Below are 19227 nucleotides of genomic sequence, written 5' to 3'. Positions count from 1 at the left end.
GTTACTTCCCCTGGCCGGTGTTGCGGTTGGCATTGTTTTTCTGTTCCTGCGCGGCGGCCGCACGTGATTCGGCAATACCGACCGCACGTGCTGCGGCGGCCTTCTCATCCTTCTGCAGCTCCAGCGGCTGGAAGGAGCCTTCCGGCGCCAGCCAGCCTCCACTGAAGCCCGCCCGTTCCAGGCCCTTGCGGATGTACGGGTTCTTCTTCATCACGTCCCAGACGAAGTCGTTGCGGTAGTTGGCGATCATGGTCAGGATCGGGCCCTGGTCGATGGCGATGTAATCGCTGGCGACCCAGCCGCGATCGGGCACCACCCGCCCGGTCTTGATCGGGATGTCGTAGTTGAAGCTGGGATTGAACGAATCGAGGAAGCCATAGCTGGAGTAGATGTAGTCGCCGTAGCGCTTGTGCATCTCCAGCGTGGCCGGAATCACTTCCTCCGGCGCGAACACGACCGACGAGATCGCGGCGGTCGGCGCGATCGTACCGTCATCGAAGTTCTCGCGCAGGCCCGCACCGCGCGAGGAGTAATGGCGGAACTGGCGCTGCTCGCCCCGGTAGTCCTGGGTGGTGTTCTGCGGACCATCACTGGCGGTCAGGCCCCACACGTTCTCGCCATATTCCTTCCAGTTCATCGGATTGGCGATGGCGTACTCACGCTGGGCCAACGCCGCCGAACGGCTGTTGAGGAAGTAGGTGCTGCCACGCTCGCGCATGTACGCATCCTGGATGTCGCGGAAGTCGATCCAGACATGGCTGTACTGGTGGCCGAACAGCGGACCGAAGGACAGGTATTCCTGGCCCTGGTAGACGCCCCAGTCGTTGTCGTAGGTGCGCGTCCACACCGTCCACGCATCCGGGCTGACCGGGTGGCTGGGCGAGCCCAGGGCGAGGATGTAGACCATCATCGCCTCGTTGTAGCCCATCCAGTCATGGTCGATGAAGCCGTTCTCGGGGAACCAGCCCATCGAGATCAGCGGCGCACGCTGCTGCAGCCACGGCCAGTCGACCTGCTTGTACAGTGTGTCGGCGATCTGCCGGATTTCCTTCTCGCGCGGATCGTCGCCGTCGTAGTACGACTGCGCGAACAGCACGCCCATCATCAGCAGCGCGGTATCCACCGAGGACAGTTCCACCCAGCTGTCGTAGCGGCGCCCTTCCTGCATGTCCAGGAAGTGGTAATAGAAACCCTTGTAACCGGCCTTGCCGGTGCGCTGCGGGCCCATCGGCACATCGCGGAAGAACTTCAGGGTGGTCAGGGTGCGGTCGATCGCCTGGTTGCGGCTGATCCAGCCGTTCTCGATGCCGATCGGGTAGGCGGTCAGCGCGAAGCCAACCGAAGCGATGCTGGCGAACGGCCGCGACGGATAGCGGTCCGGGGTCAGGCCGTTGATCTCGTTGGTGGTATCCCAGAAGAACTGGAAGGTGCGGCGCTCGATGTCATCAAACAGCGGCGGCAGCTCCGGCTTCATCGGCCGCGGCGGTGCGTCGGCCTCGATCAGGATCACCGGCGGGCGCGGCTTGGCAGGCTCCTGCTGGGCCGGTTTGCAGGCGGCGATGGCCAGGGTCATCGCAGCGGCGGTCATCAGGTGGCGTGCCTGCATGGCGCGGTTCCTCCGGTGGGCTGATCGATGAAAGAGCATAACGTCCAATGACCTGAAATCGTTTACAAAGTGCGGTCTTAAAAAACCACGGAAACGTGGTTGATGACACCGCAGTCATTGCCCACGCCATTGCCCCCTGCCCGGCAATGGCGTGGGCAATGGACCGGCCCGGAGGCCGGCCATTGCCGTTGCAACCGGAGCCATCGGCGAACCGATGGCTCCGTGATGCATCAACTTCCCGCGATCAGAAGCGGAAGCCCACTTCGGCCTTGACCTGGCGCGGAGTACCGATGATGTCGCCGGTCTCGTTGTAGCTGGCCTGCAGCTTGCCGTTGGTCTTGACGTAGTTGTAGGTGGAGAAGTTGTCGAAGTTGAACACGTTGATGATGTCGATACGCGCGTACAGCTCGGTATCGCCCGCCAGCTTGAACGTCTTCGTCGCCTGCAGGTCGACCGAACGGTAGCCGAAGATCTTGCCACCCACCAGGAACTTGCCATTGGCGTTGGGCACGGCCGCCTGCGGCGTCGGCAGGTTGTAGCCACTGGCCTGCGGCACCGGGTACCAGTCATTGACGGCGGTCGGGGTGGCCAGGGTGATCTTGCCACCGAAGGTGATGCCCCAGAAGCCCGCGTACGAACCGGTGACCACCAGGCGGTGGCGCGGGGCGCCGTTGGAACGGATGGTCGGGTAATCCTCGATCAGGCCGCGGTCGAAGGCGTACTTCTCGTTGATGTCGCGGTTGTGGCGCGCGGTCGTCCAGGTGTAGGCGATCGAAGTGCCCCAGCCGCTTTCCTGGGTGAACGGCTTCTGCGCCGACAGCAGGATCTGGGTCGCACGGGTCTTGATGCCCTGCTGGCCGATGATCAGGCTGCCGAAGCCCGGCACGTTGCAGCTCCAGGCCTGGCTCAGGCCCGGCTCGGTGCCACCGCACAGGCGCGGGTCATCGAAGAACTGGCCGGTCGGGTAACGGTTGCCCAGGGTGAAGGCGAAGCCGTCGTAGCTGAGCGTACGGGCGATGGTGGCGTCGGTCAGCCAGTCACCGATCTGGTTGCTCATGCCCAGGCTGAACTGATCCGAGTACGGAGCCTTCAGCTTGTTGTTCAGCAGATCCACTTCCAGGCCGGCATTGCTGGTCGCACCGACCAGGCTCTGCAGGTTGCCGATGCCGTTGAGCAGGTTCGGGTTCCAGTCATAGCAGGCGGCCTGGCCGTTGATGCAGGTGCCGGTGGCCGGGTTGCGGAAGTAGATGGTCGGCTGCGGCAGGGCCAGCTTGGTGGTTTCCAGCTGCAGGTTGTCGAACAGGTCGCGGTCGTACGAACGGCCGGCACCACCGTGGATCACGTGCTGCTCGTCGGCGTTGATGTCATACGAGAAGCCCAGGCGCGGCTGCCAGGCATCCTTGAATGCCTTGCGGTTGTGGCCGTTGCTGATGTAGTCGCTGATGTCCAGGCCACCCAGCGCCAGCGAATCGGCGTAGGTCTGGCCGGCGGCAGCACGCGGATCCTGCGAATAGATCGCGTCGACCACGGCCTGCGGGGTGACGAAGTCCAGGTAGGACGGGGTCTTTTCGTAGTCCCAGCGCAGGCCGAGGTTGATCTGCAGGTGGTCGTTGACCTGCCAGTCGTCCTGGATGAACACGCCGTACTGCTTGGACTTCGAACGCACTTCACCGGACACGCCGTCCACGCCGGTCACCGGCTTGACGAACTGCGCCTTGTACGGAATGGAATCGGGGAAGTCCGGATCGCCCAGGCTGTAGGTGAAGGTCGGGTTGATCTGCGCCGCATCGGAGGCGTACAGGTCGATCGCCTTGTACTTCACGCCCATCTTGATGGTGTGGTCGCCGGCCCACTGGATGCCATCCAGGGTCAGGTTGTCTTCGATCGACCAGCCCTTCTGGCCCTTCACCTGCGAATCCAGTGCCGATGCGCCACCGATCTTCACCACGGTGCGGTCTTCGGTGCCGTCCGGTGCGGTGTAGGTGATGCCGTTGGCCAGGGTCAGCGGGGTCGGGTTGTTGAACGAATCTTCATGGGTGACCATCATTTCGTTGTAGTAACGCTCGCCGCTGTGGTTCCAGCGCAGGGCGTAACGACGGTCGGTGTTGACCACTTCGCGACCGGCTTCCGGCGAAGTCTGGCCACTGAACTGCGACTGGGTTTCGTCGCGGTCCTGGAAGGTCAGCTCGATGCGATCGTTGTCGGTCGGCTCGAAGTCGATCTTGCCGAAGATCAGATCCTGCTGGAACGGCTGGCTGGCCGGGCCCAGGCCGGCAGCGCCCTGGGCCGGCAGCAGACCGGCAGCACCGGTGACCGCGCCGTCCGGCGCGATGGTGACCGGCAGGTCGAAGCGCTTGGCTTCGTAGGTCACGAAGAAGTGCGCCTTGTCCTGGATGATCGGGCCGCCCAGGGCGAAGCCGTATTCCTTCTCGGCCGAGACCATCTTGTCCTTGCCGCCCTGGCGTTCTGCCGGGGTCTTGGCGCGCATGTCCTCATCGGTGTAGCGGTAGAACGCCTCACCCTTGAATTCATTGGTGCCGGACTTGGTGGCAGCGGTCACTGCGGCGCTCGACACCTGGCCGTACTCGGCCTTGTAGTTGCCGCTGATGACCTTGTATTCGCCGATGGCCAGCTGCGGGAACGGGTTGCCGGCGCTACCGGACTGGCCGGCCACGCCGCCGCCCTTGACGTAGCTCTTCTGGCCCACGCCGTCGATGTAGACGTTGGTGCCGTCGGAGTTGGTGGCACCGCCGCGCAGCGAGGTGTTGCCCTTGGCATCACGGGTGAAGATCAGGCCCGGCACCGCGTCGGCGAACTCCAGGAAGTTGCGCGACACCTGCGGGGTGGTCTGGATCTGCTGCAGGCTGACGGTCTTGCCGACTTCGGAGGTACGCACTTCCTGCAGCAGGGTCGGTGCGACGACGTTGACGGTGTCCAGGTTGGTGGCGGCGGTCGAACCGGTACCACCGGCAGCCGCCTCGCTGAAGTTCAGCGTCGCGGTCGAGGCGACGGTGACGGTGACCTTCTGCGTCTGGCCGTTGGCGACCACGTTGTAGGTGCCCGGGTCCAGGCCCATCAGCGAGTAGCTGCCGTCGGCGCGCACGGTGCCGCGACGGACGGTACCGGTGGCGACGTTGGTGGCGGTGACTTCGGCACCGGCCTGGACGCCGGACACCTGGCCACGCAGGCTGGCGTTGGCCGACTGCGCCATGACGTTCGGGGCGGCGGCCAGCATCAGGCAGCTGACCAGGGCGGTGCTCAGCAGCCGGCGCGCCGGCATGCGGATAGTGGAATGCATCATCAACTCAATCTCCGGGTGGCGGTGACCGCTTGCGCGGCACCTGCGATCAATCAAAAAAGAAGGAACGCCTCTGGCTTCAATGGCCGGATGGCGGAGTGGTGGAATCGCGAACAATCAGGCGCGGGACCAGGGTCTGCTTGTCCCCTGCCCCTTCCGTGGAGGTGCCGTCCATCAACTGCAACAAACGCGACATCGCCCGATCGCCCAGTTCGGCAATGCTGACCTGCATGGTGGTCAGCGACGGGTGAACGAAACGCGCAAGCGGAATGTCATCGAAGCCGGCCAGGGCGACATCGGTCGGGACATGGACACCTGCCTGCGCGAAGGCATACAGGCAACCCAGGGCCATCATGTCGTTGGCGGCGAATACGGCATCGGGCAGCGTGCCGGCTGCCAGCAACTCCTGACCGGCGCGATGGCCGGAAGCTTCGTCGAAATCACCGGGCAGCTCGATGCCTTCGGCGCCGCTGCCAAATGCCGCCAGCGCGTCACGGAAGCCGCGCAGGCGCTCGCGCGCGTCGAAGTTGAGGTCCGGGCCAGAAATGAATGCAATGCGGCGATGGCCAGCATCGAGCAGGTGGCGGGTCATCGCCATCGCCCCTGCATGGTCATCGATGCTCAACACCGGATGGTCCTGCCCAGGCAGGTAGGTGTTGATGAGTACCGTCGGCAATGCCTGCGGCAGGTTGTCGGTCAGGAACCCGGGGCTCTCGGCATAGGGCGAGAGCACCAGCAGACCGTCGACCCGGCCGCGCATGGCACGCAGGGCTGCCCCCTGCTGCTCCTGGTCGCCGTGATAGCTCGACACCAGCAGGTGCTGGCGCCGGCTGCGGGCGACGTTGTCGATGCCACGCATCAACTCGGAGAAGAATTCGCCGTACAGGTCCGGAAGCACCACACCCACCGTATTGGTGCGGCGGCTGCTCAGGCTGCGGGCGGCGGCGTGCGGGGTGTAACGCAGCCGTGCGGCCACCTCCAGCACAAGCTGGCGGACCGGTTCGGCGACATTTTCATGCCCGTTGAGCGCGCGCGAAACGGTGGCCACAGAGACCTTGGCTTCACGGGCGACGTCTTTGATTGTTATGGCTGCCTTGTTCACGAAGCCGCCCTCCACGGCTTGGACCTACCAGCATTGGCGCGGAATGTAAGCGTTTCCATCTGCGCTTGTAAACAGTCCGTTAGACGAATGTCCCCAAACGGACACGGAAACCTGTCCCTGGCAGGCCCATCAACGGACCTGCCAGGACAGCGCGGGACAAGGCCTCAGCCCTGTTCTGACGGGGTATGCGCGCGGATGGACAACGCGTGGATGTCGGTTTCCATCAACGTGCCCAAGGCCGCGTAGACCGCGCGATGGCGCGCCAGCGGGGCCATTCCCGCGAAGCGCTCGCTGACCACGTGCACGTTGAAATGGCCGCGACCATCGCGCGCTCCGGCATGGCCTGCATGGCGATGGCTGTCGTCTTCGATCTCAAGCACGCTGGGGGCCAGCGCTTGTTGCAGCGCATCACGAATCTGCTCGATCCGTTCCGCGTTCACGGCAGCACCTTGCGGAACGGTCGCACCTGCACCCGCACATAGACGCCTGCGGCAACATAGGGATCGGCATCGGCCCAGGCCTGGGCCTGCTGCAACGAGTCGAAGCCGGCAATCACCACCGAGCCACTGAACCCTGCCGGGCCCGGGTCTTCGCTGTCGATCGCCGGACACGGCCCGGCCACAAGCAGGCGGCCTTCATCGCGCAACGCGGTCAACCGTGCCAGGTGCTCGGGCCGCGCCTGCAGCCGCTGGGCCAGTACATCCTGGCCGTCATATCCTTCAATCACATACCACACCGGCATTTCCTCGCTTGCGTTGCTGGTGAAGCAATTCTAGCCAATCCAGCCCCGCGCCCGGCCTCGGCTGGACACTGGCGCGGCAAAGGCTTACCCTAGAGGCCATTGCACGTGGCTGGATGCAGCAGCCCGTCGGTTTTTGCGGCCAACGCAGCCCCCGACGACCGACCCGCTGCTTCGAACCGGTCCACCCGACCGGGTCACGTAGACGACCTCCCCGTAGTCCTGTCGCTGCCGTGTCCTGCGGAGCGCCCTGTTGTTTGATGTGTGGAACCGCGCCGAGACAGGCGCGCCTGGTGTCCTGGCGGTCCGTGGCAGTTGCCCGGTGTGTCAGCTACCGCGACTGGTCCGTTGCAATCCTGATCTCCATTAGATGACTTCCGAACTCGCGCTCGACGCGAACACGCCAACCCGGCCGCCCGCCCCCCAGCAGCAGGAAATGCCGCTGGCCGTGGTGCATGGGCAACCGGTCCTGCAGATTCCGCAGGACCTGTACATCCCGCCGGATGCGCTGGAAGTCATCCTGGATGCCTTTGAAGGGCCGCTGGACCTGCTGCTGTACCTGATCCGCCGGCAGAACCTGGACGTACTGGACATTCCCGTGGCCGAGATCACCCGGCAGTACGTGGAATACATCACCGTGATGCGCGAGCTGCGCTTCGAGCTTGCCGCCGAGTACCTGGTGATGGCGGCGATCCTGGCAGAAGTGAAGTCGCGCATGCTGCTGCCCCGCCCCCCCAGCGTGGAGGGAGAGGAGGCCGATCCGCGTGCGGAGCTGGTACGACGGCTGCAGGAGTACGAACGCTTCAAGCAGGCCGCCGAGGATATCGACGCCCTGCCCCGGCAGGACCGTGACACCACCGTGGCACATGCCTTCATGCCCGAGCGCGCCGCAGTGAAGCTGCCGCCGCCGGTGGACCTGAAGGAAATGCTGATGGCGCTGCACGACGTGCTCAAGCGCGCCGAGCTGTTCAGCGGCCACGCCATCAAGCGCGAGGCGCTGAGTGTCCGGCAGCGCATGGGTGAAGTGCTGGGGCGGCTTGAAGACGGCAGGTTCTATCGTTTTGAAAACCTGTTCACCGCCGAAGAAGGCAAGCTGGGCGTGCTGGTCACGTTCCTGGCCGTGCTGGAACTGGCCAAGGAACAGCTGCTGGACCTGGTGCAGGAAGAACCGTTGGCGCCGATCTACGTGAAGTCCCTGGCCGCCGGCAATACCAATGCCCCGCTGCAGTTCAGCAGCGAGTTCGACGACAACGACGCCGCCAATGAAAACGAGTGAGCGCTGACTGCCGATGGATCAAACGCTGATCAACCGCATTGTCGAAGGTGCGCTGCTGGCCTCCAGCCAGCCGCTCACCCTGGCCCAGCTGAAGGACCTGTTCCCGGAAGATGAGCCGGCACCACCGGGCAGCATCGAACGTGCGCTGGAACGGCTGCGCGAGGGCTGCCAGGACCGTGGCGTGGAACTGGTGGAGGTGGCTTCGGGCTTCCGCTACCAGGTGACCGCCGAAGTACATGGCTGGATCAGCCGGCTGTGGACCGAACGCAAGACCCGCTATACCCGCGCCACCCTGGAAACACTGGCCCTGATCGCCTACCGGCAGCCGATCACCCGTGGCGAGATCGAGCAGGTGCGCGGCGTGGCGGTCAGCAGTAACATCATCCAGGCACTGGAAGAGCGCGAGTGGATCCGCGTGGTCGGCCACCGCGACGTGCCTGGCAAGCCTGCCCTGTTCGGCACCACCAAGGGCTTCCTGGACTACTTCGGGCTGAAACGCCTGGACGAACTGCCGCCCCTTTCCGAGCTGAAGGACCTGGGCGACCTGGAACCGCAGCTGGCGCTGGATCGCGACGCCCCCCTCGCCGCCAGTGCCGACGGCCCGGACGTGAGCGCCGACCCGGACGCCGCTGCAAATGACGACACCGGCACCACCGCCGGCGACACCCCCGATTCTGCCGACGCATCTCCTGCGCCGGCCGACGATGAGCAAGCACCTTCGCCCTCCGATGATGGGCACCCCGATTCCGCGCCGGGCGAGCGCGCGGTGACAGTGAACGAACGCGAAGACAACGCCGTCGCGAAGACGACCGTGGCTGTTGACCAAGCCGATTCCGAACCAGAGGCCGACCTCGAAACCGTCGGCCGGAGCAAAACTGATGAGTGACACCCCCCGCAAGCCCTCGTTGAACAAGCTTTCGCTCAAGCGCGAAGCCACGTCCGAACAGTTCAAGCTGGAAGAACGCCTGCACAAGGTCCTGGCCCAGGCCGGCCTGGGTTCGCGCCGTGCGCTGGAACAGCGCATCGCCGAAGGCCTGGTCAAGGTCAACGGTGAAGTCGCCCAGACCGGCATGTCGGTCAAGAGCGGCGACAGGATCGAGCTCGACGGCCGCGGCTTCGTCGCCACTGCGCTGGCCGAGCCGTCGCGCGTGCTGGTCTACAACAAGCCGGAAGGCGAAGTGACCACCCGCGAAGACCCCGAAGGTCGCCCGACCGTGTTCGAGTCCCTGCCGGCGCTGAAGGGTGCCCGCTGGATCGCCGTCGGCCGCCTGGACATCAACACCACCGGCCTGCTGCTGGCGACCACCGACGGTGAGCTGGCCAATGCCATGATGCACCCCTCCTTCGAGGTCGAGCGCGAGTACGTGGTGCGCGTGCGTGCCCCGGAAGGCGAGGACAAGGTGCCCGATGCCGTCGTCGACCGCCTCACCCGTGGTGTCGCGCTGGAAGATGGCTCGGCCAAGTTCGATGAGATCGAACGCATCGGCGGCACCGATTCGCACGACTGGTTCCGCGTCGTGGTGAAGGAAGGCCGCAACCGTGAAGTGCGCCGCCTGTGGGAATCGCAGGGCTGCCAGGTCAGCCGCCTCAAGCGCACCCGCTACGGCAAGGTCAGCCTGCCGCGCGAACTGGCCCGCGGCCAGTCCGTCGAACTGCCGGGCAGCCAGGTCGAAGCGCTGCGCGCCGAACTGAAGCTGGAAGAAGGCGCGCCGTCGGCCCTGACCCTGCAGCCGGTGATCGGCCAGCGTCGTGCTGCCAAGACCACCGTGCGCGTACGCGAAGGTGGCCGCGGCAACGCTTACGTCAATGGTCACAACACCGCCGATGAAGGTCGCGAACTGCGTCGCTTCGACAACGTGCGCGAAGACCGCGGCCGCGGTCGCGGCGGCAAGGGTGGTGGTGGTTTCAAGGGCGGCCTGACCGTCAGCGGTGAAGCTGCTGCCAAGCAGTCGCAGCGCCCGTTCAAGCAGCGCGCGCCGAAGAACGACCGCTCGCTGCCGGAAGGCAACCCGGCCGCATTCCGTACCTGGTACGTGCCCGATGGCGTGAGCACCGGCCCGAGCGGCCACCGCAATGCCGGTCCGGGCGCTCGTGGCCCGGGTGCCCGTGGTCCGGGCGCAGGCGGCCAGGGCCGTCCGTACGGCAAGCCGAAGGGCCCGGGCGCAGGCGCCGGTGGCGGCCAGGGTCGCGGCGGATTTGGTGGTGAAGGACGTGGTGGGGCCGGTGGCGCGGGTGGCCAGGGTCGTCCGGCCGGTGCGGGCAACCGCTCGCAGGGCCAGGGCAACAAGCACCCGTACGGCCATCCGGGCAATGCCCCCAGCTTCCCGTCCGACCACGCCAATCCGGGCTTCAGTCCGTACGGCAGCTCGCGTCCGGCCGGCAACGGTCGTCCGGGCGGCAATGCGAATGCACGTCCGGGCGGCAACCGTGGTCCGGGTGGTCCGGGCGGCAATCGCGGCCCGGGTGGCCCCGGCGGCAACCGTGGTCCCGGCGGCCCGGGTGGCAACCGCGGCCCGGGTGGCCCCGGCGGCAACCGTGGCCCGGGCGGCCCGCGTCGCAGCGGCCCGCGCGGCGGCTGATCTCCACCTTCAATGAAGGACACAGCGATGACACGGATGTTGTCCCTCGGCGCCCGCATCGGCGCCGTGCTGGTGGCTCTGTTGCTGGTCGGCGGCTGCGAACGCGCTGCCGACCGGCTCAAGCAGGAAATCGCCGCCACGCAGAACCCCTGGCCGAAATCTTCGGCCCTGCACGATCCGGCCGACCGCATGCTGCGTCGGCTGATTGTCGATGAGCGCTATCTCACCCGCATCAAGCAGGCCGGTAGCAGGAATAAAGCACTACAGGTCGGCGCTCAGCTGACCCTCGACGGCATTGCGCGATTGCCACCGCAGCGCCTGGAGCAACGCGCCAATGTCATGGCAAGCGTCCTGCACGCCATGCCGGTGGAGGACTGCGCGCGGATTTCGCGTGCGACCACCGCTGCCGAAGTGGCTCAGCTGAGCACATTGTTCTTCGCCCAGCTTGAAAAACTCCCGCCTGCAGATATCGACGCGTGGTTCGAGATGAGCTACCAGGCCGGCATCGCCGAGCTGGAACAACGCCCGCCGAGCAAGGTCAGCGAAGCGCAGATCCAGGCAGCTTCGGAAGCCTTCATGGCCAGCCTGCCCAGCGATGCGATGCGATCCCGCGCCATGGCCGTCATGCCGCACATGGAAACCGCCCCACCGGCTGATGTCTGCTGGGCCTCGCGCACGATGTTCAATGCTGTGGCCACCCTGCCCAAGCCGCACCGCGGCACCCTGGCCTGGTTGCTGGCCCAGCAGTGAGCCGTCCTTGACCGTGCGACACACGGGAAACCCCGGCCACGACCGGGGTTTCGGCGTGCTGGAGCGCACTTGGGAATTGTTTGAAAACGTGCAATTCGTGCCACAGGTCGACGCGAGCGGCGCGGCGGATCACTATCGTGAAGCCTCATCACCAGCATGAGGGAATGACGATGGCGTGGTACACCGAAGCAGCGCACCTGCAGGCAGAGAAGGCCACACAGGTATGGACTGACACATACGGCCCGGCCGAGAAGGTTCAGGTCTCGGGCATCTATCGCTGCAAGGGCTGCAAGCGTGAAGTGACGTGCAACAAGAACGACCCGTTCCCGCCCCAATCCCATCACCAGCACTCGCCCCACCAGGGCGACATCCGCTGGAAGCTGATCGTGCGCACCAACACCGACGGCGTCTGATGCAAAAAGGGGACGGATCTCCTCCGTCCCCTTTTTTGCGGTCAACGCCGGCTGATGGTGAACGCCGCGCCGTCCACCCCCAGGTCCCAGCCCTTGCCGGTACCGGACAGGGCCAGCGAGATATCGCCCTTGGTCATGACCTGCGCGTTGCTGGACTTCACCGCACCGGCATGCGCGCCGACCGAGGCGTAGGTGCCCAGCAGCTCGCCGACGCTGCTGGCGCCGGTGAAGCTGCCACGGCCATCGGTGATCTTCGACTTGCCAACGGTCAGGCCGCCGCCCTTCAGCTGGATCCGCACCGGCATGCTGGAACCGTTGGTGCAGTGGATGGTGCCGTTGCCCGAGGCGGTCTTGTAGATCAGTGACCAGCCGGACAGGTTGTAGCGCAGCTGGCAGTCAAGGTTGCCACCGGCCTGCGCGGTCGGGGCCAGGGACGCTGCGGCGAGCGCCAGCAGCAGGGCAAACGGCTTGGTATTCATCGGCAGAACATCCACATCGGTCGGAATGTGGGCGAATCTAGCAGCGCGCGCGTGCACGTTGGATGCAGGCGCGCGCGGTGGGGCCGGAAGCGTTCAGCCGCCGTATCAGGCCTGCACATCCAGATGGAAGGCATCGGCATCGAGCATGGCCGGGAAGCGTGCACGATGCGAGGCCAGCGCTTCGGCGGAGATGGTGGTGGTCACCACCTGCTCGCGCTCGCGGATCTCCACCTGCGGCTGGCCGAGGAAGTCGATGACCGCGCTGTCGCCGGCGTACTGCAGCTGGTTGCCATCCACGCCTACGCGGTTGACCGCAGCGACGAAACACAGGTTCTCGATCGCGCGCGCACGCAGCAGGGTCTTCCAAGCATAGGCGCGTGCCGACGGCCAGTTGGCGACGAAGATCTGCAGGTCGAAGTCCAGCTGTTCGGCTCGCTCGACGTTGTAGCGGTTGCGGCAGAACACCGGGAAACGCAGGTCGTAGCAGACCTGCGGATTGATCCGCCAGCCCTTCCATTCCACGCACAACCGGTCGCGGCCGGCGGCGTAGCGCTCGTGCTCGCCGCCGTAACGGAACAGGTGACGCTTGTCGTAGTACTGCAGGCCACCATCGGGGGTTGCGAACAGCAGGCGGTTGTAGACGCCCTCACCATCGCGCAGCTGCACGCTGCCGATCACTGCCGCATTCAAGGCTTTGGCCTGCGCGCGCACCCACGCCACGGTCGGGCCGTCCATGCCTTCGGCCTGGGCGATCGCTTCATTGGAGAAACCACTGGTGAAGGTTTCCGGCAGGATCACCAGATCGGTGATGCCGGCCAGCGGCGCCAGCAGCGCGCCGTAGTATTCGCGGTTGCCGGCCGGGTCGTGCCAGCGGGTGTCGCCCTGGACGAGGGAAATGCGCAGGTCCTGCATGCTGTCTCCTCCGCTCACAGCAGGCGCAGGCGTTCGATCGCCGCGTCCAGGGTGGCCTCGTTCTTGGCGAAGCACAGGCGCACCAGGCGCTGGCCGACCGGCGCGGTTTCGTAGAACGGCGACAGCGGAATGGCGGTGACGCCCTTCTCGATGGTCAGCCACTTCACGAACTCGTGGTCCGGCAGGTCACTGATGGCCGAATAGTCGACCAGCTGGAAGTAGCCGCCCGGCACCGGCAGCGCCTTCAGGCGGGTACCGGCCAGCTGCTCGCGGAACCGGTCGCGCTTGGCTTCATAGAACGCGCCCAGTTCCAGATGATGCTGCGGCTCGTCGCGGATCATCGCGGCGAAACCGTACTGCGCCGGGCCGAAGCTGGCGAAGGTGTTGTACTGGTGCACCTTGCGGAACTCGGCGGTCATCGCCGCTGGCGCCACCGCATAGCCGATCTTCCAGCCGGTGCAGTGATAGGTCTTGCCGAAGCTGGAGATGACGAAGGTGCGCTCGCGCAGTTCCGGGTAGCGCAGCGCCGATTCGTGGCGACGGCCGTCGTAGATGATGTGCTCGTACACCTCATCGGAAATCAGGTAGATCTGCGTGCCGCGCAGTACATCGGCCAGCGCCTGCATGTCGGCCTCGTCCAGCATCGCGCCGGACGGGTTGTGCGGGGTGTTGACCATCAGCAGGCGGGTGCGCGGGGTGATCGCCGCGCGCACGCGGTCCCAGTCCACCGCGAAGGTCTGCGGGTCCAGCGGCACGTGCACGGCGGTGGCGCCGGCCAGTTCGATCGCCGGTTCATAGCAGTCGTAGGCCGGGTCGAGCACGATCACTTCCTCGCCGGCACGCACCACGGCGTGGATGGCGTTGAAGATCGCCTCGGTGGCGCCGCTGGTGACGGTGATCTCGGTGTCCGGATCGATCGTCGCGCCGTACAGGTCCAGCGACTTCTGCGCGATGGCCTGGCGCAGCGGTGCCACGCCGGTCATCGGCGGGTACTGGTTCAGGCCGGCGGCCATCGCCTTGCTGGTCTCGTCGATCAGGCGCTGCGGCGCGGAGAAATCCGGGAACCCCTGGCCGAGGTTGACCGCGCCGTGTTCGGCGGCGAGCTGGGACATCACGGTGAAGATCGTGGTACCGACCTTGGGCAGCTTGGTGTTCGGTTGCATCGGCCTGGGCTGTGGGGAAACAAGGGCTGGAAGTGTACGAAATCCCGACCCGGCCTGCGGCGCCGACGGTAGCGCCGGGTCATACCCGGCGGCTCTCTGCACATGCCGCACCGATGGCAAGCCGCGCTGCGCGCTCGCCGGGCATGGCCCGGCGCTACCGGGTCACATTCACCGCTACAATTGCTGCCGCACTCCCGCATGAAGACCCCTGCGCCTTGAACACCCCTGCATTGCTGGCCGCCAGCGGCCTGAGCTTCTCCCGCAATGACGAACCCGTGTTCGGCCCGCTGGACTTCCACGTGGATGCCGGCGAGGCCCTGTTGGTGCAGGGCGGCAACGGTGCCGGCAAGACCACCCTGCTGCGCGTGCTGTCGGGCCTGGCGCGCCCGGGCGCGGGCCAGGTGCTGATCGACGGCAGGCCGGCCAGCAACGCCGAGCGTGCGCGCTATGTCGCCTACCTCAGTCACCTGCCGGCGCTGAAGCCGGATCTGGACACGCTGGAGAACCTGCATTTCCTCTGCGGCCTGCACGGCCGCCGCGCACGGCAGATGCCGGGCAATGCGCTGGCCATCGTCGGCCTGGCCGGCTACGAGGACACCCTGGTGCGGCATCTGTCGGCCGGACAGAAGCGGCGGCTGGCGCTGGCCCGCATCTGGTTGTCGCCGGCACCGCTGTGGCTGCTCGACGAACCCTATGCCAACCTCGACCTGGAGGGCATCAACCTGGTCAACCGGATGATTTCCGCACACCTGCGCAGTGGCGGCGCGGCCCTGGTCACCACGCATGGCGCCTATGCGGCCCCGCCGGTTCGCACCCGCCAGCTCGATCTGGGGGGTGAAGCATGATCGCGCCAGGCACTGAACCGGGCCTGTGGCAGACCGCCCGCGCGCTGATTGCGCGCGACCTGCGCCTGCTCTGGCGGCGTCGCGGCGATGCCCTGCAGCCGGTGCTGTTTGCCCTGCTGGTGGTGGTGCTGTTCGCCCTGGCCCAGGGCCGGGACCCGCAGCCGCTGGCCGCCACCGCCGGTGCGGTGCTGTGGTTGGCGGTACTGCTGGCCGGGCAGCTGGCGCTGGATTCGCTGTTCCGCTCCGACGCCGAAGACGGTTCGCTTGAACAATGGCTGCTGGCGCCGGTGCCACTGGCGTGGCTGGTGCTGGTGCGGGTGCTGCTGCATTGGGCGACCACCGCCCTGCCCCTGATCCTGCTGAGCCCGTTGCTGGCGGAAATGCTGCATCTGCCGCATGACCAGCTGCCGATGTTGCTGGCATCGTTGCTGCTGGGAACACCCTTGTTGAGCCTGATCGGTGGCGTGGTTGCTGCACTGACCGTCGGCATCCGGCGCTCTGGTATTCTCGTGGCGTTGCTGTCGTTGCCGTTGTACGTACCGGTGCTTGTCTTCGGTGCCGGCAGCCTGGCGGCAGCCAGCCGCGGGCAGGATCCGGTCGGTGCGCTGCTGATGCTGGGCGCCGGTCTGGTGATCGCCCTGGTGCTGGCACCGCTGGCCACCGCTGCTGCGATCCGTATTTCTCTGAGTTGACCGAGCTGAGAGCCAATCCACCCCTGCTGGATAGCCGCCACGCATGAATCCGATCGTCCGCTGGTTCCATCAACTCGGTTCGCCCCCGACCTTCGATCGTTTCGCCGCACGCTGGTCCCGCGTGTTCTACGCCGCGGCGGTTCCGGTGCTGCTGATCGGCCTGTGGCAGGGCCTGTTCGTGGCACCGCCGGAACAGAACCAGCACGACGCCTTCCGCATCATCTACATCCATGTACCCAGCGCCTGGATGAGCCTGTTCGTGTTCGCGCTGATGGCTGCCTACGCCGCCATCGCGCTGATCTGGCGCATCAAGATCTGCGAGATCCTGGCGATGGCCTGTGCGCCGATGGGCGCCGGCTTCACCCTGATCACCCTGCTGACCGGCAGCATCTGGGGCAAGGGCACCTGGGGCACCTGGTGGGACTGGGACCCGCGCATGACCAGCGAGCTGATCCTGCTGTTCCTGTACCTGGGCGTGATCGGCCTGTACCACGCCATCGAAGACCGCCGCAGCGCCGCACGCGCGGCCGGCCTGCTGGCCATCGTCGGCGTGGGCCTGCTGCCGATCATCCGCTACTCGGTGGACTGGTGGGGCGCGCTGCACCAGCGCCAGTCGATCAACGTGTTCGGCGAGAACGCCGTGCGGCCGGAACTGATCGCACCGCTGTGGTGGATGGTGGTGGCCACCAAGCTGTGGTTCGTCGGCTCGCTGCTGGCCAAGGCGCGTGCCGACAACATCGCGCGCGAGGCCGGCAAGGCCTGGATCGGCGAGCGCTTCGGCATCGCGGATGGGGAGGCACGGCGATGACCCACCTGCCCTACCTCATCGCCGCCTTCGCGGTGTTCCTGCTGGTGCTGGCCTGCGATGCGCTGGGCTCGTGGCTGCGCCTGCGCAGCGCCCGACAGCTGGCGCAACGCCGCCAGCAGCGGTTGCAGGCGCGTGGCAACGCGTCGGCACCGGCACCGCTGGCCACCGAGCTCAGCCGATGACGCCGGTACAGCGACGCCGCATGATCTGGGTGCTCCTGCTGTTGCTGGCCTCCGGGCTGGCCACCACGCTGGTGGCCTTCGCCCTGCAGCGCAACATCGCCTACCTGTACACCCCTTCGGAAGTACTGCGCGGGGACGTGGATGCGCAGTCGCGCTTCCGCCTGGGCGGCATGGTGGTGAAGGGGTCCTTCGATCGACCCAGCGGCTCGTTGCAGGCCCACTTCGTGGTCACCGACGGTGATGCGACGCTGCCGGTCAGTACCGACCGCATCCTGCCGGACATGTTCCGCGAGGGGACCGCCGTGGTCGCCAGCGGTCGCCTGCAGGACGGCACCTTCGTCGCCGACGAGGTGCTGGCCAAGCACGATGAGAACTACGTGCCCAAGGAAGTGGCCGACAAGATGGGCGATGCGCATCGCAAGCACGATGTGCCGGTCACGGCGCCCGAGGTGCGCTGAGTGCTTCCCGAATTCGGTCAGATCCTCCTGCTGTGCGCGTTGCTGGCTTCACTGCTACAGGCGGTGCTGCCACTGGTGGGCGCGCAGCGCGGCAATGACGCATGGATGGCCGTTGCCCGCCCGGCGGCCTTTGCCCAGCTGGTGCTGCTGGCCGGCGCCTTCGCCGTACTGACGGCGGCCTTCGTGCAACAGGATTTCTCGGTGCGCTACGTCGCCGAGAATTCCAATTCACTGCTGCCGTTGATCTACCGCTATTCGGCGGTGTGGGGGGCGCACGAAGGCTCGCTGCTGATGTGGGCGCTGGTGCTGGCGCTGTGGACCGGTGCAGTGGCGCTGTTCTCGCGCCACCTGCCGGCGCCGGTGCAGGCGCGCGTGCTGGCAGTGATGGGGGTGGTCAGCGTCGGCTTCCTCGCCTTCCTGATCTTCACCTCCAATCCATTCCTGCGCTTGAACCCGGTACCGCTGGAAGGCCGTGACCTCAATCCGCTGCTGCAGGATCCGGGGCTGATCATCCATCCGCCCATGCTGTACCTGGGCTACGTCGGCTTCGCGGTGCCGTTCGCCTTCGCCGTGGCGGCACTGCTGGAAGGCCGCGTCGATGCACGCTGGCAACGCTGGACGCGGCCCTGGACCAATGTCGCCTGGGGCTTCCTCACGCTGGGCATCGCACTGGGCAGCTGGTGGGCGTACTACGAGCTGGGCTGGGGCGGCTGGTGGTTCTGGGACCCGGTCGAGAACGCCAGCTTCATGCCATGGCTGGTCGGCGCGGCGCTGATCCATTCGCAGGCAGTCACCGAAAAGCGCGGCACCTTCGGCAGCTGGACGCTGCTGCTGGCCATCGCGGCGTTCGCGCTGTCGCTGCTGGGCACCTTCCTGGTGCGCTCCGGCGTGCTGACCAGCGTGCATTCGTTCGCGGCCGACCCCTCGCGTGGGCTGTTCATCCTGATCTTCCTGTCGGTGCTGGTGGGCGGCAGCCTGCTGCTGTATGCGCTGCGTGCGCCGCGGCTGGCCGTGGATGCCGGTGATCCGCGCCGTGGCTTCACCGCGACCTCGCGCGAAACCCTGCTGCTGGCCAACAACCTGCTGCTGGCCAGCGCCTGCGCGATGGTCCTGCTGGGCACCCTCTACCCACTGCTGGCCGATGCGCTGTCGCTGGGCAAGATCTCGGTGGGCCCCCCGTACTTCGGCAGCCTGTTCCTGCTGCTGATGGCACCGATGGTGATGCTGCTGCCGTTCGGTCCGCTGGTGAAGTGGCAGCGCGACCAACCTTCGCGCGCACTGGCATTGCTGTTGCCATGGGCGGGCCTGGCTGTGCTGCTAGGCGCCTGGGCCTGGTGGCAGGCGCCGCAGAATGGCTGGAAGGCCGGCATCGGCGTTGCAGCTGCGGCCTGGGTTGGGCTGGGCACCGCCCGGTTCGTCTGGCAGCGCCTGCGTGGCAATGGCCGCTTCACTGCCGAAATGCTTGGCATGATCGTCGCCCATGCCGGTGTCGCGGTGTTCCTGGCCGGCGCGCTGCTGGTGGAAGCATTGAACGTGCAGCGGGAAGTGGCACTGTCACCGGGCCAGCAGGTAGTGGTTGCCGGCCACGAAGTGCGCTTCGAAGGCGTGGACCACCGCGAAGGCCCCAATTTCATCGCTGATCGCGGCCATCTGCGGGTGCTGCGCGATGGTCGCGAACTGGCCCTGCTGCATCCGGAGAAGCGCCAGTACGCCAGCGGCGGCCAGGTGATGACCGAAGCAGGCATCGATGCACGACTCAGCGGTGATGTCTACGTGGCATTGGGCGAGCCGCTGGGCAACAATGCATGGGCGGTACGGGTGCACATCAAGCCCTTCGTGCGCTGGATCTGGCTGGGCGCGCTGTTGATGGCCCTGGGCGGATTCATCACCGCTGCCGATCGCCGCTTTCGTCGTCCGTAGGAGTT

Annotated in this window: 19 protein-coding genes and 1 pseudogene; 12 read left to right on the top strand and 8 right to left on the bottom strand. The window is 66.4% G+C overall.

What is annotated here, in order from left to right:
• Window position 1: 1 nt before the first annotated feature.
• The 5 genes from K5K93_RS19480 to K5K93_RS19460 all read right to left on the bottom strand — a co-directional run bounded on the left by K5K93_RS19480 (window position 2) and on the right by K5K93_RS19460 (window position 6742).
• Complete coding sequence (locus K5K93_RS19480; protein ID WP_093821237.1) at window positions 2-1606, bottom strand: glucoamylase family protein; 1605 nt, start codon at window positions 1604-1606, stop codon at window positions 2-4.
• Window positions 1607-1850: 244 nt separating this feature from the next.
• The gene (locus K5K93_RS19475; RefSeq protein ID WP_093821235.1) at window positions 1851-4907 is read right to left on the bottom strand and encodes a TonB-dependent receptor; all 3057 of its coding nucleotides are present in this window, start codon (window positions 4905-4907) and stop codon (window positions 1851-1853) included.
• A 76-nt stretch (window positions 4908-4983) separates the two neighbouring features.
• Window positions 4984-6006, bottom strand: a complete 1023-nt coding sequence (locus tag K5K93_RS19470; protein WP_025876505.1) for a LacI family DNA-binding transcriptional regulator — start codon at window positions 6004-6006, stop codon at window positions 4984-4986.
• Window positions 6007-6170: 164 nt separating this feature from the next.
• On the bottom strand, window positions 6171-6446 hold the full coding sequence (locus K5K93_RS19465) for a BolA family protein (protein WP_093821233.1): 276 nt from the start codon (window positions 6444-6446) through the stop codon (window positions 6171-6173).
• Window positions 6443-6742 carry a YciI family protein gene (locus tag K5K93_RS19460; RefSeq protein WP_093821255.1) on the bottom strand — a complete coding sequence of 100 codons (300 nt, stop codon included), beginning with the start codon at window positions 6740-6742 and terminating at the stop codon, window positions 6443-6445. Before K5K93_RS19460 ends, K5K93_RS19465 begins: the two co-directional genes overlap by 4 nt.
• Window positions 6743-7115: 373 nt before the next feature.
• Between K5K93_RS19460 and K5K93_RS19455 the strand changes: the two genes are divergently transcribed.
• From K5K93_RS19455 to K5K93_RS19435, 5 genes are all read left to right on the top strand, one after another.
• On the top strand, window positions 7116-8021 hold the full coding sequence (locus K5K93_RS19455; RefSeq protein ID WP_093821231.1) for a ScpA family protein: 906 nt from the start codon (window positions 7116-7118) through the stop codon (window positions 8019-8021).
• Between the two features lie 13 nt (window positions 8022-8034).
• The gene (gene scpB / locus K5K93_RS19450; RefSeq protein ID WP_222388792.1) at window positions 8035-8907 is read left to right on the top strand and encodes an SMC-Scp complex subunit ScpB; all 873 of its coding nucleotides are present in this window, start codon (window positions 8035-8037) and stop codon (window positions 8905-8907) included.
• Window positions 8900-10600, top strand: coding sequence for a pseudouridine synthase (locus K5K93_RS19445; protein ID WP_222388789.1), 1701 nt, complete (start codon window positions 8900-8902; stop codon window positions 10598-10600). Before scpB ends, K5K93_RS19445 begins: the two co-directional genes overlap by 8 nt.
• A gap of 27 nt (window positions 10601-10627) precedes the next feature.
• Entirely contained in the window at window positions 10628-11350 is a 723-nt protein-coding gene (locus K5K93_RS19440) for a hypothetical protein (protein WP_222388787.1), read from the top strand.
• 170 nt (window positions 11351-11520) lie between these two features.
• Entirely contained in the window at window positions 11521-11763 is a 243-nt protein-coding gene (locus tag K5K93_RS19435; RefSeq protein ID WP_222388785.1) for a protein L, read from the top strand.
• Window positions 11764-11804: 41 nt separating this feature from the next.
• On the opposite strand, the gene K5K93_RS19430 is transcribed toward K5K93_RS19435, so the two are convergent.
• The 3 genes from K5K93_RS19430 to K5K93_RS19420 form a co-directional block, all read right to left on the bottom strand.
• Window positions 11805-12242 carry a hypothetical protein gene (locus K5K93_RS19430; protein ID WP_025876484.1) on the bottom strand — a complete coding sequence of 146 codons (438 nt, stop codon included), beginning with the start codon at window positions 12240-12242 and terminating at the stop codon, window positions 11805-11807.
• Window positions 12243-12347: 105 nt separating this feature from the next.
• Window positions 12348-13154, bottom strand: a complete 807-nt coding sequence (locus tag K5K93_RS19425) for an amidohydrolase (RefSeq protein ID WP_222388783.1) — start codon at window positions 13152-13154, stop codon at window positions 12348-12350.
• A gap of 14 nt (window positions 13155-13168) precedes the next feature.
• The gene (locus tag K5K93_RS19420; RefSeq protein WP_222388782.1) at window positions 13169-14317 is read right to left on the bottom strand and encodes a pyridoxal phosphate-dependent aminotransferase; all 1149 of its coding nucleotides are present in this window, start codon (window positions 14315-14317) and stop codon (window positions 13169-13171) included.
• A gap of 143 nt (window positions 14318-14460) precedes the next feature.
• Between K5K93_RS19420 and ccmA the strand changes: the two genes are divergently transcribed.
• The 7 genes and pseudogenes from ccmA to K5K93_RS19390 all read left to right on the top strand — a co-directional run bounded on the left by ccmA (window position 14461) and on the right by K5K93_RS19390 (window position 19222).
• A complete protein-coding gene (ccmA, locus tag K5K93_RS19415; RefSeq protein ID WP_088101762.1) occupies window positions 14461-15162 on the top strand; it encodes a heme ABC exporter ATP-binding protein CcmA in 702 nt (233 codons plus the stop codon).
• Window positions 15159-15854 (top strand): heme exporter protein CcmB, encoded by a 696-nt coding sequence (gene ccmB, locus K5K93_RS19410; RefSeq protein ID WP_025876478.1) that lies wholly within the window; start codon window positions 15159-15161, stop codon window positions 15852-15854. The genes ccmA and ccmB overlap by 4 nt, the downstream gene beginning before the upstream one ends.
• A gap of 43 nt (window positions 15855-15897) precedes the next feature.
• Window positions 15898-16662, top strand: a complete 765-nt coding sequence (gene ccmC, locus K5K93_RS19405) for a heme ABC transporter permease CcmC (RefSeq protein ID WP_140225752.1) — start codon at window positions 15898-15900, stop codon at window positions 16660-16662.
• Window positions 16643-16726, top strand: a pseudogene (locus K5K93_RS20350) (hypothetical protein); the annotation flags it as partial. The gene ccmC and the pseudogene K5K93_RS20350, both read left to right, overlap by 20 nt.
• On the top strand, window positions 16695-16844 hold the full coding sequence (locus K5K93_RS19400) for a heme exporter protein CcmD (protein WP_327083168.1): 150 nt from the start codon (window positions 16695-16697) through the stop codon (window positions 16842-16844). The pseudogene K5K93_RS20350 and the gene K5K93_RS19400, both read left to right, overlap by 32 nt.
• Window positions 16841-17302: a cytochrome c maturation protein CcmE gene (gene ccmE / locus K5K93_RS19395; RefSeq protein ID WP_099784807.1), complete on the top strand. Its 462-nt coding sequence runs from the start codon at window positions 16841-16843 to the stop codon at window positions 17300-17302. The genes K5K93_RS19400 and ccmE overlap by 4 nt, the downstream gene beginning before the upstream one ends.
• A complete protein-coding gene (locus tag K5K93_RS19390) occupies window positions 17303-19222 on the top strand; it encodes a heme lyase CcmF/NrfE family subunit (protein WP_025876472.1) in 1920 nt (639 codons plus the stop codon).
• Window positions 19223-19227: the final 5 nt, after the last annotated feature.

It is taken from the genome of Stenotrophomonas sp. DR822 (assembly GCF_019793815.1).
Taxonomy (GTDB): domain Bacteria; phylum Pseudomonadota; class Gammaproteobacteria; order Xanthomonadales; family Xanthomonadaceae; genus Stenotrophomonas; species Stenotrophomonas indicatrix.
Note: the sequence above shows the minus strand (reverse complement) of the source record. Positions and strands in the feature narration are given on the sequence as shown.

Bases quoted from the DNA above. Each gene is read 5' to 3' on its own strand.
- K5K93_RS19430 (WP_025876484.1), bottom strand. From the start codon at position 12,242: ATGAATACCAAGCCGTTTGCCCTGCTGCTGGCGCTCGCCGCAGCGTCC.
- K5K93_RS19445 (WP_222388789.1), top strand. From the start codon at position 8,900: ATGAGTGACACCCCCCGCAAGCCCTCGTTGAACAAGCTTTCGCTCAAG.
- scpB (WP_222388792.1), top strand. From the start codon at position 8,035: ATGGATCAAACGCTGATCAACCGCATTGTCGAAGGTGCGCTGCTGGCC.
- K5K93_RS19425 (WP_222388783.1), bottom strand. From the start codon at position 13,154: ATGCAGGACCTGCGCATTTCCCTCGTCCAGGGCGACACCCGCTGGCAC.
- ccmC (WP_140225752.1), top strand. From the start codon at position 15,898: ATGAATCCGATCGTCCGCTGGTTCCATCAACTCGGTTCGCCCCCGACC.
- K5K93_RS19455 (WP_093821231.1), top strand. From the start codon at position 7,116: ATGACTTCCGAACTCGCGCTCGACGCGAACACGCCAACCCGGCCGCCC.
- ccmE (WP_099784807.1), top strand. From the start codon at position 16,841: ATGACGCCGGTACAGCGACGCCGCATGATCTGGGTGCTCCTGCTGTTG.
- ccmB (WP_025876478.1), top strand. From the start codon at position 15,159: ATGATCGCGCCAGGCACTGAACCGGGCCTGTGGCAGACCGCCCGCGCG.
- K5K93_RS19440 (WP_222388787.1), top strand. From the start codon at position 10,628: ATGACACGGATGTTGTCCCTCGGCGCCCGCATCGGCGCCGTGCTGGTG.
- K5K93_RS19420 (WP_222388782.1), bottom strand. From the start codon at position 14,317: ATGCAACCGAACACCAAGCTGCCCAAGGTCGGTACCACGATCTTCACC.
- K5K93_RS19475 (WP_093821235.1), bottom strand. From the start codon at position 4,907: ATGATGCATTCCACTATCCGCATGCCGGCGCGCCGGCTGCTGAGCACC.
- ccmA (WP_088101762.1), top strand. From the start codon at position 14,461: ATGGCCCGGCGCTACCGGGTCACATTCACCGCTACAATTGCTGCCGCA.
- K5K93_RS19435 (WP_222388785.1), top strand. From the start codon at position 11,521: ATGGCGTGGTACACCGAAGCAGCGCACCTGCAGGCAGAGAAGGCCACA.
- K5K93_RS19480 (WP_093821237.1), bottom strand. From the start codon at position 1,606: ATGCAGGCACGCCACCTGATGACCGCCGCTGCGATGACCCTGGCCATC.